11 protein-coding genes and 1 tRNA gene are annotated in these 12,908 nt (G+C 60.9%); 6 read left to right on the top strand and 6 right to left on the bottom strand.

Annotated elements, in window-relative coordinates:
- Window positions 1-444: DNA-3-methyladenine glycosylase family protein (locus AC5E6N_RS10245; RefSeq protein ID WP_491747727.1), on the top strand; the 444-nt coding region annotated here is incomplete at its 5' end.
- A 124-nt stretch (window positions 445-568) separates the two neighbouring features.
- On the top strand, window positions 569-1,126 hold the full coding sequence (locus AC5E6N_RS10250) for an HNH endonuclease (RefSeq protein WP_491747728.1): 558 nt from the start codon (window positions 569-571) through the stop codon (window positions 1,124-1,126).
- A gap of 18 nt (window positions 1,127-1,144) precedes the next feature.
- On the opposite strand, the gene AC5E6N_RS10255 is transcribed toward AC5E6N_RS10250, so the two are convergent.
- Window positions 1,145-1,675, bottom strand: coding sequence for a disulfide bond formation protein B (locus tag AC5E6N_RS10255; RefSeq protein ID WP_491747729.1), 531 nt, complete (start codon window positions 1,673-1,675; stop codon window positions 1,145-1,147).
- Window positions 1,676-1,693: 18 nt separating this feature from the next.
- The gene (locus AC5E6N_RS10260; RefSeq protein WP_491747730.1) at window positions 1,694-2,275 is read right to left on the bottom strand and encodes a YqaA family protein; all 582 of its coding nucleotides are present in this window, start codon (window positions 2,273-2,275) and stop codon (window positions 1,694-1,696) included.
- A gap of 140 nt (window positions 2,276-2,415) precedes the next feature.
- Between AC5E6N_RS10260 and AC5E6N_RS10265 the strand changes: the two genes are divergently transcribed.
- Window positions 2,416-2,502 (top strand) — tRNA-Leu (locus AC5E6N_RS10265).
- Window positions 2,503-2,669: 167 nt separating this feature from the next.
- Here the strand turns inward: AC5E6N_RS10265 and AC5E6N_RS10270 are convergent.
- The gene (locus AC5E6N_RS10270; RefSeq protein ID WP_491747731.1) at window positions 2,670-3,671 is read right to left on the bottom strand and encodes a hypothetical protein; all 1,002 of its coding nucleotides are present in this window, start codon (window positions 3,669-3,671) and stop codon (window positions 2,670-2,672) included.
- A 370-nt stretch (window positions 3,672-4,041) separates the two neighbouring features.
- Between AC5E6N_RS10270 and AC5E6N_RS10275 the strand changes: the two genes are divergently transcribed.
- The gene (locus AC5E6N_RS10275; RefSeq protein ID WP_491747732.1) at window positions 4,042-5,676 is read left to right on the top strand and encodes an AMP-binding protein; all 1,635 of its coding nucleotides are present in this window, start codon (window positions 4,042-4,044) and stop codon (window positions 5,674-5,676) included.
- 231 nt (window positions 5,677-5,907) lie between these two features.
- Here AC5E6N_RS10275 and AC5E6N_RS10280 read toward each other — a convergent pair whose 3' ends face one another.
- Together AC5E6N_RS10280 and AC5E6N_RS10285 are read right to left on the bottom strand one after the other, a co-directional pair.
- Window positions 5,908-7,185, bottom strand: a complete 1,278-nt coding sequence (locus AC5E6N_RS10280; protein ID WP_491747733.1) for a GNAT family N-acetyltransferase — start codon at window positions 7,183-7,185, stop codon at window positions 5,908-5,910.
- A gap of 1 nt (window position 7,186) precedes the next feature.
- A complete protein-coding gene (locus AC5E6N_RS10285) occupies window positions 7,187-8,473 on the bottom strand; it encodes a lipopolysaccharide biosynthesis protein (protein WP_491747734.1) in 1,287 nt (428 codons plus the stop codon).
- A 15-nt stretch (window positions 8,474-8,488) separates the two neighbouring features.
- Between AC5E6N_RS10285 and AC5E6N_RS10290 the strand changes: the two genes are divergently transcribed.
- Entirely contained in the window at window positions 8,489-8,854 is a 366-nt protein-coding gene (locus AC5E6N_RS10290; protein WP_491747735.1) for a hypothetical protein, read from the top strand.
- 133 nt (window positions 8,855-8,987) lie between these two features.
- On the opposite strand, the gene secA is transcribed toward AC5E6N_RS10290, so the two are convergent.
- Window positions 8,988-11,732 carry a preprotein translocase subunit SecA gene (gene secA, locus AC5E6N_RS10295; protein WP_491747748.1) on the bottom strand — a complete coding sequence of 915 codons (2,745 nt, stop codon included), beginning with the start codon at window positions 11,730-11,732 and terminating at the stop codon, window positions 8,988-8,990.
- Window positions 11,733-12,004: 272 nt separating this feature from the next.
- On the opposite strand from secA, the gene AC5E6N_RS10300 reads away from it, so the two are divergent.
- The gene (locus AC5E6N_RS10300) at window positions 12,005-12,862 is read left to right on the top strand and encodes a peptidylprolyl isomerase (protein ID WP_491747736.1); all 858 of its coding nucleotides are present in this window, start codon (window positions 12,005-12,007) and stop codon (window positions 12,860-12,862) included.
- Window positions 12,863-12,908: the final 46 nt, after the last annotated feature.

Genomic DNA, 12,908 nt, shown 5'->3' on the forward strand with positions numbered 1-12,908 from the left:
GAGGCGGGTGGTTGCGCGCCCGACGCAATAGCGGCGCTGAGCGATGTGCAGTGCCGCCGGATCGGCCTTTCCCGCGCCAAGGAGGCGACGTTGAAGGCCGCCGCCGGCGCCGTGCTGGGCGGGCAGGTCGATCCGGAGGCGCTGTGTACGATGCCGGCGGACCGGTCGATCGCCGTCATGACCGGCATCAAGGGGATCGGCCTTTGGACGGCGGAGGTCTACCTGCTCTTTTGTGCCGGACATCCCGATATCTTTCCGGCGGGCGACGTTGCCCTGCAAAGCGCTGCGGCCCACGCTTTTGAGCTGAAAGAGCGTCCGGATCAAAAGAAACTGCGCAAAATGGCGGGCGAATGGCAGCCCTGGCGCGGTGTCGCCGCCCGGCTCCTGTGGGCTTATTACGCCACGGAGATGCGGCGCGGCGATGTGTCTCCGACCGGCCGCTAGCCTGTTGCGGATCGGTCACCGCTGCGACGTTCAATCGCGGTCAATTTCCTGAGATTACTTCACAATCCTGTAACAACCGGCCTAATATATCGAAGACAAGCGGCGAATCGCTCAGGAGAGTGAGTTGACGATAGCAGTTTCACCCGACGCGCTTCCGGCGCTGGTACTGAATGCCGATTACCGGCCGCTCAGCTACTACCCTTTATCGCTCTGGTCCTGGCAGGATGCGATCAAGGCGGTGTTTCTGGATCGCGTCAATATTCTGGCCGAATATGAACACCGCGTGTCCTCTCCCAGCATGTCCATGGCGCTGCCGAGTGTCGTTTGCCTCAAGACCTATGTGAAGCCGAGCCGCCATCCGGCCTTCACCCGGTTCAACGTCTTCCTGCGCGACCGTTTCCAGTGCCAGTATTGCGGCACGGATGAGGATCTGACCTTCGATCACGTGATCCCGCGCCGCTATGGCGGCGAGACGACCTGGGAGAACATTGTCGCGGCCTGCTCGTCCTGCAATCTGAAAAAGGGTGGCAAGATGCCGAAAGAGGCGCGGATGTATCCGTCCCAGAAGCCCTATCATCCGACGGTGCACGATCTGCACAATAACGGGCGCAAATTCCCGCCCAACTATCTGCACGAAAGCTGGATGGATTATCTCTACTGGGATGTCGAACTGGAGCCGTAGGGCCGGTTCCCTGCGAGCTTAAGAACGGTCTGGTGTCTTTCTGCCCGGCAGTGCGCCGTGCAGGCAGCCGGCCGCCAAAACGATGCTTGCGATCACGTTCCAGCCGGCGAAGGACAGGCCGAGAAAGCGCCCTGCCGCCTCATCGCAGGCGGGCGGGGTCGTGGCGTTGATGTCGGCAAGCAGATTGGATGCGTCGGTGGTCAGGCCTGCCGCGCCGGCGCAGTCGGCCGGACCCGGCCACCAGCCCCATTCGACGCCCGAATGGTAGACGCCGAGGCCCGCACCGTAGAGCATGAGCAGGCCGCCTGCGGCGAAAAGAACACGCGTGATTGCGGCGGGCGCCTTGAGCATCGACGCGATGGCGGCGGCGACCATGACCGGCACACCGATATAGTAGGGCGTACGCTGTTCCAGGCACAGCGCGCAGGGAATGAAGCCGCCGATATGTTCGAAGCCGAGCGCGGACCCGACGACGAGAGCCATCGCCATCGCCAGGATCAGCGCTTCGGCGATTTTTGCTTTGTGAACCGTTGCATGTCCATCCGTCATTGCGGACGCCGACTCCTTCTAGAACACGAACCTTATTGCATAAAAACCGCCGATCAGCAGCACCATGAATATGGCAAAAAGTATACCCAGATATTTTTCAATGAAGGCGCGGATCGGTTCGCCGAAATGATAGAGCAGATAGGCAACGAGGAAGAAGCGGAAGCTGCGCCCGATCAGGCTGACCACGACAAAGGTGATCAGGTTGAGGCCGGTGGCGCCGGAGAAGATGGTCAGGACCTTGTAGGGGAAGGGCGTGATCGCGGCGAACAGCACGCCCCAGCCGCCATAGGTGTTGTACCAGTTGCTGATCTGGTCGAATGACTGCTCCTTGCCGTAGAGGTCGAGGATCGGCTTGCCCACGGCCTCGAACAGGAACATGCCGATGGCATAGCCCAGAAGCGCGCCGGCCACCGAGGCGATGGTGCAGATCAATGCCGTCTTCCACCAGGCCTTCCGGTCAGCGAGCACCATCGGTATCAAAAGCACATCCGGCGGGATGGGAAACACCGAGCTTTCAATGAAGGACACGCCTGCGAGACCGGCGCGCGCATGCCGCGTCGCGGCAAGCGACATGGTCCAGTCGTAAAGGCGTCTGAGCATGGTGTGATCCCCGTTGGCGCGGTCGCTTTTAGCAGAATCGGGAGAGGCGTAAACAGAATTCGGACATTTGCGCCTCAAAGCTAGCAAATGCAGGTTGACCGGATGTTACCGGCCCGTATATTCCAGCTGCTGATTGCAATGCGGGTGTGGCGGAATTGGTAGACGCGCGGGATTCAAAATCCCGTATCTTAAACGATGTGTCGGTTCGAGCCCGACCACCCGTACCATTGCTTCGTCCTCACGGTCGTACCGCCCTTCGGGCTGACCTCCGGACGGGGCGGCCAAACATGGCCGGCGCGCGGTCGCGCTTGCGAACCCTGACGGGTTCGAGGTTTCTCTTCTCGGAGGCACCACGGCTCAAGACGCTTGCGGAAAACTGCCGAACGGCGCGGTTTTAACGCCCGAGACGCCGCTTGCGTTTCAGGCCGAGCGTGTCAAGCAGCGGATTGGTGTAATGCGTCCTGATATGGCGGAGCACATCGCGCAACGCGGTGTCGACCGTTTTGAGTTTGCGTCTGAGATAATTCCTGCGCCGCAGATCATAGGCCTTGAAAAAGGCCTGTTTCGACGCTTTTCCCGAGCGGCCGAGCTTGGCGAGGAACAGCTTGTCGTTGGGCAGGTGCAGGATCGTCCCCTGGGACATGTGTTCAAACGGCCGTGGAATGAAGGGCGGCCGGCCGTTCCAGTGCCTTGCGACAATTCCAAGCGTGCCGGCATCGGCAATCTGCGTGCCGTTCAGTTTCATGATCTCAAGGGCCGCCGAGACGGGGGCCTCGTCGCCGACATGGTGCAGGCTTGAAATGTTCTCAACATAGTTTGCGTAGATCGTTTCGATCGTCTCGACCAGTTTGCCGAAGAATTCGGGTGGCCCGCAGATGAATTCGCCGCCGTACCAGCGCCCTTCCGAATGAAGGCCATTTATCGCTTCCAGATCGGCACTGATCCGGTCTGCGCCGAAGGCGGGAATGACCTGGTCCGATATGTCGTAACACATGGCGATGCCGCGAGCGATATTGCGGTCAAACGAAACCGGGAACGGGTTGATGCAGATCGCGTCGAGGTCAATCAGGGCCGCATATTGTGAATCGAGCCCGGAAAAGTAGCGGAAACAGTCGATCTTGTGATGGGCGGAATAGAAATCGACACCCTTTGGCACAACCGTCTTGAAGGGAATTTCCCTCATGTCCAGTTCGCCGGGTGTGTGAGCCAGCGCGGAGCGGACGGCCCCCGCCTTGTTGGTGATCAAGGTGAATTGCTTGCCCTGAAGCGCCAGGGAGTTCGAGAGATTGACGGCGCAAAGGGCGTATAATCGCACTTGCTCGTCGAAATCGGCTGTTTTCACATTGACGGCGGATCGCTCGCCGTGATCGAGGTGCAGAAGGCCGTAGAATGACATGCCGGACAGGACGCCTTTCAAACACAAAACCGGGGTCTGCGTCGGTCTGCCGGTCACCCGGACGGGCGTTCTGCCGACATAGCACCCGCTTTCGAACCGACGGCCCGCCCAATTTATGCCCCCAAGGGTGTCCGAAGGTGCAACACCGCTCCCCTCGGTCAAAGTGCATATCATGTGCCGATCAGGTGTCAACCGGCCGTGTTTCGATCCGAAATGCGCGATTGGCTGACATGGTATTGAAGCAGCGCGGTGCTGCCCGGGTGTCGGACGAAGCGTCCTGATCGTGTCTTCGCCGGACCTTGCACCGAAACTTGCAAAGACGGTCGCGAAGCCTGTAAATCGGTGGCCTGAGAAAACAAGGTCAGTCGCCATGCTTCCCGTTCGCCAATCCTATGACGCGCTTGTCCGGGACTTTGTCTGGACCATACCGGAGCGCTACAACATTGCCCGGTCGGTTTGCGACGACTGGGCTGAAAAGGAGCCGGACCGGGTCTGTCTGGTGCACTATCGGCCGGATGCCGAGCCGGACCGGCTGACCTACGGCCTCTTGAGGGAAAAGTCCGATGCGGTGGCAACAGGTCTTGCCTCGCTTGGCGTCGTCCGGGGCGACCGGGTCGCGCTGCTTTTGCCGCAGGGTTTTGAAACGGCGATTGCCCATCTGGCCATCTACAAGCTCGGCGCCATTGCCGTGCCCCTCGCCCTGTTGTTCGGCGCGGAGGCACTCGACTACCGGCTGCGCACATCCGGCGTGAAGTGCGTCGTCACGAACGGGACGGGCGCCGGGAAGGTGCGCGATATCGCGGCGACCCTTGACGATTTCGCCGGTATCGTGTGCACCGATGAAACGGCGGATACAATCGCGTTCGCGGGCCTGATCGACGCCCATAGCGGCCATTTCGGCACGGCCGACACCCGTGCCGAGGATCCGGCGCTGATGATTTTCACATCCGGTACGACAGGGCCGCCGAAGGGTGCTTTGCATGCGCACCGGGTGTTGCTCGGCCATCTGCCGGGGGTGCAGTTCCCGCATGAGTTTTTGCCGCAGGAGGACGATCTGTTATGGACTCCGGCCGATTGGGCCTGGGCCGGGGGGCTGCTCAACGTGTTGTTGCCCGGTCTCCATTTCGGCGTGCCGGTGGTCTCGTCCGAAGCGCAGAAATTCGACCCGGAGACGGCGTTTCGCATCATGGAAAGGACCGGTGTGCGCAATGCGTTTATTCCGCCGACGGCGCTGAAGATGTTGCGCACCGTCGAAAGGCCGTCCGAGCGGTTTGATCTGAAACTGCGCACGATCGGTTCCGGCGGTGAGGCGCTCGGCAAGGAGACCTATGAATGGGCGCAACAGGAGCTGGGGCTTACGATCAATGAGTTCTACGGGCAGACGGAATGCAATCTGGTCGTTTCGTCCTGCGGCGCAATCGGCGTGAGCCGTGCGGGTGCGCTCGGCCGGGCGGTGCCGGGGCACACGGTCGCCATCGTCGACGGCAAAGGTCAGGAGGTTGCGGCTGGAACGCCGGGGCAGATCGCGGTCAAGCGGCCCGACCCGGTGATGTTCCTGCGCTATTGGGACAACGAGCCTGCAACCCGGTCAAAGTTCATCGGCGAGTGGATGCTGACGGGCGACCAGGGGATCATGAGCGAGGACGGCTATATCGAGTTTTTCGGCCGCGACGACGATGTCATTACCTCCGCCGGTTACCGCATCGGTCCCGGCGAGATCGAAGATTGCCTGACCGGCCATCCGGCCGTGGCGCTGGCGGCTGCTGTCGGCAAACCGGATGCGCTGCGCACGGAGATCGTCAAGGCCTATATCGTTCTGGCGCCCGGATACGAGCCGAGCCATGCTCTTGCCGGGGAGATACAGGACTGGGTCAAGGTGCGCCTGTCGGCGCATGAATATCCGCGCGAGGTGGCGTTCCTCAATTCAATGCCGCTGACGACGACCGGAAAGGTCATCCGCAGGGAATTGAGGGAATGGGCCGTTCGCGAGGCCCGGGCGTCGTGAGTCTCGGCCTCGGATACTCTAGGTGCAATTCTGAGTTAGATTGGAACATTTGATTTTCCCCACCCCGGAAAGGACTATCGCATTGCAATACATAGATGAATGGGCCGGGCGATTTTGGCCCCTGGCGTCGTTGGCTTGCGCTTGTGGTGGGGTGGCACCACGGCGCGCAACCCGCCTGGCCAGAGACCAAAATCGCCGCGGTCAAATGATCCAATCTAACTCAGAATTGCTCTAGCGGCTTGCCGTCATGTTGCGCAGCTTGTTGCGCACGAGACGCGCAATGTTGCGGGTTTCATTATAGAGGTGCAACCGCGTTTCGACCTGGCGCATGTCGCGGTCGCTTGACGGCGACAGGCCAACGATCAGCGTTCCCATCCTGCAGCGTTCGCGCCAAAGGCGGCTCATGACCGGGTGGTCTTCGACGGCGCAGGAATCGCTGATCGTGATATTCGGGTCCTCCAGATGGATGGCGGTCAGTTCATCCATGAGAAGTTGCCCGGGCGACAACGCGCTGAACGTCTCGTTATAGGCCGTTTTCCAGGTGTAGGCCGTGCCGCTCTGGACAAATACGATCATCGACGCGATGGCCTCGCCATTCAGGTTGAGCGTGTGAATACGCGCATTGTCGGTTTCGGCCAGATCGGTGATTGCCTCGCGGGCGAAGGCCGCGCGATACCGGTCGACCACCATCGCCGTGCGGCGGCGGCCCTTCCAGCCGGATGCTTCTAGGGCGAGGAATTCTTCCATCCGGTAGCGAATGTCGCGGGGTTGTCGGGCGATGTCATAGGTGACGTCGCCATGCCCCTCAAGCAGCCGTCTTTGCCGCCGTCGCTCGCGCAGATGTTTGGTGGAGAGCGACCGCTTGAGATAGTCGGCGCCGTCGAGCCTGCTCTGCAGCATCGGCCTCTGGAACCGGTCGGTGTCGGTTACCGGCAGGCCGCGGCTGACGGCCACGGCACGCAGAAGCTGAACGAACGGGCCATCCAGACGCACGGACGGGATGATCAGCACCGATGGCAGATCGAGTTTGCCGGATCCGAGCGTTTCGAGGAGATCATCGAGGGTTTCCGCGGCGCCTTCCTGATCGAGCAGGGGCGTGCCCAGGGGACCGAAATCGTTCGCCCAGGCCCGGATGATCGGCGCGCCGATGGCAAAACCCGGACGCTCGATGGAAAAGGGCATGACAAAGCGCAGGCGGCTGCGGCGTTCGTCCTCGTCCCGCATGATCATCAGCCGGATTTCCTTGTCTTCCAGCCGTGGCATGGCAGGCGCCATGAAGCGGGCGGAAAAGAACACATTGCCTTCAAGCGCGCGATTGGTCAGGAAATCCATCTCGCGCCGCAGGTCGTAGCCGGCGCGGGCCGGATAGATACACAGTTGCCGCGTCCGGCGGCCGGCCTCGACCGAGATCTCGGCGCTGGGCCGTTCGATCGTTATTCCGGCCACGGTGGTGGCGGTGGTGCTGCCGGTGTCGCCCGGGCCATCCTGGAGAAAGGGATTTGAGGACATGTCAGTTTGCCTCCTGGCCGGCGGTCCGCGGCCAGCTCAATATGTGCATGCTGATGCCCAGGCGACGGCGGATGATGATGAACAGCAACAGCGCTTCCACACACATGGCGAATGCGGTTGCCATTGCCGCGCCTTCTATTCCGAAGACGGGGATCAGGGCGATGTTTCCGGCTATGTTGACGGCGAGCACGGCAAAATAGATCGCCGCGCAGATCTTCTGGTGTCCGGACATCGTCAACAGTGATTCCCCGGGGCCGATCAGGGCCTTTGCGGCGATGCCGGCAAAGAGGATGAACATGACCGGATAGCCGCCCGCGAAATCGGGGCCGAACAGCGACAGGAGAAATGGTCCGAGCGCGAGAACGATGCCGCCGACGAGCAGTGTCGGCCAGAATGTCCAACGTGCCGTGCTCGCGGCGAAACGGGCCAATTCCCCGCTTTGCGCTTCGACGACGAGCGTGGAGAAGCGCGGCGCCATTCCGGCCTTGATGGCGAAGAAGACGAAATGGACGAGCGCCATCGTCTTCGCGGCGGCGAAATAGGTTGCGACGAGATCGGGTTCGAGGAACAGGCCGACCATGATCACGTCGGCATTCGTCAGCAGATAGTAGAAGCCTTCCACCAGAAACAGCGGCATGGAAATGCGCAGCCAGTATCCAAGGTGTATTTCTCTTGGCCCTGTCTTGTAGCGCCGGCGCAGGCGGCGCCCGAGCAGGAGAAACTGGCCGGTGGTGGCGGAGTATGTCGCGATCAGCGCCGAGATCAATGCGGTTTTGGCATCGGCGCCGAATCCCAGCATCACCGCTATGAACATGACCAGAGGGATCATAACCGGGCGGACCAGATAGGTCGGGGTCAATGCCTGTATGCCCCAGTTGTTCGCCCTGGCCGTGCCTTCCATCGCGTCACCCAGAGCCAGCATGGGCAGCATGAAGGCGCCGAGGACAAGAGGTATGACATAGTAGCTGGTGATCAGGTCACCAAAGAAACAGATGAAGGTGATGCCGAGCGCTGCGATAATGCTTGCGCTTGCGAAGGAGAATACCCGCGATGTCAGGTATATGCCTCGGATCTTCGCGATCTCGCCGCGCGACTTGTACTGCGGGATGAAACGGATCAGCGTCGTGTGAAAGCCGAAGCAGGTGAGCGTCCCGATGATAAGCGACGTCACCCAGACGAAGACGAATATGCCGTATTCGAACTGGCCCATGAGGCGGGCGAGGAATATCTGCGACAGGAAAGCGATGCCGGCGCTCATGACTCTGATCGTGAACGCGATAAGTGACATGCGACGCGCTTCGCCATGGCCGTCATGGCCCTGGATCAATTTGTCGATCTGCCCGAAGATTCCAGTGCGGGATCTTCCCGCGTCGGCATCCGGCGCAAGCGCATCATCCGTTGTATTTTCAACCGTCGTACGCACGGTCTTTACCATTCCAAACTCGATACAGACGGCAAGTATCGCCCATGGCCGTTAAAAAACGGTTGGAATCGAGAGATTTTGTTGAATATCCCGATAAATAACTGTGCCGATTTGCGCCTGACGACACAGTTTGCGCCTGACGACACAGATCGTGCGTTACCGCAGCGAGTTCTGTCGCGCGGAATTCACGGAATGCTGTGGTGTATTGCTTTTCTGATACCAAAGATCAGGCACGCAGTTGCGTGAGTCGGGCCCATCCACCCGCGTCACAGACATCGCCACCCGCACTATTCCCAGGTGCTGAATAAAACACTATCTCGCCGGTGATCCACTGCGTGTCTTCAAAACTTCGTGAATACGCAAGTAAAGTGGCCCGATATCAGTTGAAAGAGCCGTGGCAATGCTTGTATTTCTTGCCCGATCCGCAAGGGCACGGTTCGTTGCGGCCGACCTTGCCCCATGTACCGGGATCGTTCGGATCGCGCTGCTCTGCGGGAACGACGCGGGATTGGGCCGGCGCCAGCGCCAAGCCTCCCCCCTGATCTTCCGGCTCCAGGAACTCGTCCTGGCCCGTCGTGGCGTCGACGTGGCGGCCTTCCATCTGTCGCGGCGGGGTCGGCTCGGGTGCGTCGGCCGCCTCGCGCACGAGCTCGACGCGCATGAGCTGGGCGGTGACCGTTTCGCGCAGGTTTGCCAGGAGGCTCTGGAACAGCTCGAAGGCCTCGGCCTTGTATTCCTGCAGCGGGTCGCGCTGCGCCATGCCCCGGAAGCCGATAACCGAACGCAGATGGTCGAGATTGACCAGATGTTCGCGCCACAAATGGTCGAGCGTCTGCAGAAGAATTGACTTCTCGACATAGGTCATGACTTCCGGTCCGAAACGCTCGGCGCGGTCCGCGGCGGCTTTTTCGGCCTCGGCCGACAGGCGTTCGCGGATATCGTCCTCAGCGATGCCTTCCTCGGCGGCCCACTGATCAACCGGAACATCGAGATTGAGGAACTTTTCGGTTTCCTCCTTCAATCCCGTCAGGTTCCACTGCTCCGCATAGGCGCGCTCGGGAACATTGCGGGCAACAACCGCCTCGACGACGTCCTGGCGCATGTCAGCGGTCGTTTCGCTGATGTCCTCGGCATCCATGAGCTCAAGACGCTGCTCGAAGATCACCTTGCGCTGATCGTTCATCACGTCGTCGAATTTCAGCAGGTTCTTGCGGATGTCGAAGTTGCGCGCCTCGACTTTCTTCTGGGCCCGCTCCAGCGCCTTGTTGATCCAGGGATGGACAATCGCTTCGCCTTCCTTGAGGCCAAGTTTCTTGAGCATTCCGTCCATCCGGTCGGATCCGAAAATGCGCATCAGATCGTCCTGCAGCGACAGGAAGAATTTCGAACGCCCCGGATCGCCCTGGCGGCCGGAACGGCCGCGCAGCTGATTGTCGATGCGGCGGCTTTCGTGACGCTCGGTCGCCAGAACGTAAAGTCCGCCCGCCGCCAGCGCCTTTTCCTTCAGCGCCTGAACCTCCTGGCGGATCTTTTCTTCCTTCGTCTGGCGTTCGGCCTCGTCCTCTATGCCTTCAAGCTCCTGCGACAGGCGCATGTCGACATTGCCGCCGAGCTGGATGTCGGTGCCGCGGCCGGCCATGTTCGTGGCGATTGTGATGGCGCCCGGCGCGCCGGCCTGGGCGATGATCATGGCCTCCTGCTCGTGATAGCGCGCATTGAGGACCTGGAAGTCCTTTACGCCCGAGCTTTTGAGGTGTTCGGCCAGAAATTCCGACTTTTCGATCGAGGTGGTTCCAACCAGCACCGGCTGCCCGCGTTCGCTCGCATCGCGTATCTCGGCAACGATGGCGGCGAATTTCTCCTCGGCCGTGCGATAAACCTCGTCATCCTCGTCGAGGCGCTGGATCGGCAGGTTCGTGGGGACTTCGATAACGCTCAGGCCGTAGATATTTCCGAATTCCTCGGCCTCCGTCGATGCCGTGCCGGTCATGCCCGCCAGTTTGGAATACATGCGGAAATAGTTCTGGAAGGTGATGGAGGCCAGCGTCTGGTTCTCGGGCTGAATGTCGACCTTTTCCTTGGCCTCCAGCGCCTGGTGCTGGCCTTCGGAGTACCGCCGGCCCGGCATCATGCGGCCGGTGAATTCGTCGATGATGACGATTTCGCCGTTGCGCACGATATAATCCTTGTCGCGGGTGAACAGCTTGTGCGCCTTCAGGGCGTTGTTGACGTGATGGACGACGGTGACATTGTCGACGTCGTAAAGGGCTTCCCCCTTGAGAAGGTCGGCTTCCCTCAACATTCCTTCGAGCTTTTCGGTGCCTTCCTCGGTGAAGGTCGCCGAGCGCTGCTTCTCGTCGATCTCGAAATCGCTGTCGTCGAGAAGCGGAATGAAGGTATCGATGGTGTTGTAGAGATCCGAGCGGTCGTCCAGCGGCCCCGAAATGATCAGCGGCGTGCGCGCTTCGTCGATGAGGATCGAATCCACCTCGTCGACGATCGCATAGTTGTGGCCGCGCTGGACCATCTGGCCGCGCTCATATTTCATGTTGTCGCGCAGGTAGTCGAAGCCGAGTTCGTTGTTCGTCGCGTAGGTGATGTCGCAGGCATAGGCGTCGCGGCGCTGCTCATCGTCCATTCCGTGCACGATGGTCGCCGTGGTCATGCCGAGGAAATTGTAGATCTTGCCCATCCACTCGGCGTCGCGGGTGGCAAGATAATCGTTGACGGTCACCACGTGGACGCCCTTTTCCTCCAGCGCGTTCAGATAGACCGGCAGCGTCGCGACAAGCGTCTTGCCTTCGCCGGTCTTCATTTCCGCGATGGAGTTTTCGTGCAGGATCATTCCGCCGATGAGCTGGACGTCGAAAGGGCGAAGGCCGAGGACGCGGCGCGACGCCTCGCGCACGGTGGCAAAAGCCGGAACCAGGAGGTCGTCAAGCTTGGCACCGTCCGCGAGCTGTTTGCGGAACTCGTCGGTGCGCGCGGCAAGCGCTTCGTCGCTCAGGGACTGCATCTCGCTTTCCAGGGCGTTGATCGCCTCAACACGGGGCCTGTAGGAGCGTATGCGGCGCTCATTTGACGACCCGAAGATCTTCTTGGCGATACCGCCGAACCTGACCATCAATGTGGTCCTTTCCTGCTTGTCGGGCAGACCTTTGCCGATCCGTCTGGGGCCCAAATGACGCGGTTTTGAAGCTGATCCGCCCGAAACTGAACTGGACGCGAGATTGCGTGACAGATAAGAGGGGGGGTGATCGATGTCAACGCCGCCGTGGCGCCGTTGGAATCGGTGCGTTGTGGCGGGCGACCCGATTCCGGCTTCAGTCGGCTCGGAAATCGGCTATTGGATGCAGTTTGTGGTCGTGGCCGCAACATCATGAAGAGGTTTTGATCATGTACGGAACAATGCCATGGCGGGCGGCTATCGTGGCGCTGTCGATCTGTGTCGCGGCCGGGGCGGCGGCGCAGGACGCAGAAGACAAGGTCATTGCGACCATCGGCGGAAAGCCGGTTTATCAGTCGGAACTGACCTTTGCCGAATCCGATCTCGACCCGCAGTTTTCCCGCCTTCCGGCCGATCAGCGCACGGCTGCCGCGCTCTCGGCCTTGCTTGACATCAAGCTGATGGCGCAGCAGGCCGAGAGCGTCGGGCTCGGCAATGATGAAGTGTTCCAGCGACGCCTCGCCTTTCTTCGCGACCGTGCCCTCCACAACGAGTATTTCAGAACCAGGGTGGTGGGCGGTCTGACCGAGGAGGCGGTGCGTGCGCGTTACGAGCAGGAAGTCGCCGCCACCGAACCGGAGCAGGAGGTCAAGGCGCGTCACATCCTGGTCGACAGCGAGGAACAGGCCAAGGGCATTATTGCCGACCTCGAGGCCGGAAAGGACTTTGTCGAACTCGCCAAGGAAAAATCCACCGGACCCAGCGGACCGCAGGGCGGGGACCTTGGATATTTCACCCGGGGACGGATGGTTCCGGAGTTCGAGGAAGCGGCCTTCGCGCTTGAGCCCGGCAGCTTCACCAAGGAGCCGATCAAGACCCAGTTCGGCTGGCACGTCATCAAGGTCGAGGACCGCCGCGACACGCCGCCGCCGCAGTTCGAACAGGTTGCCGACCAGATCAGGCGCGTGCTTTTGCAGGAGCAGTACCTGTCCCTGATCCAGGAAGCCCGTGAAGCCATCGAGGTCGACGTCACCGATCTGGAACTGCAGTCGCTGCTCGACAAGGCGAACGCGCAGGGCGAAAACTGACCGTATCTCAATCCGGAGCGGTTTGGACGCTCCCATGGCACAGCGA

The sequence above is a fragment of the Hoeflea sp. genome, from assembly GCF_984452065.1.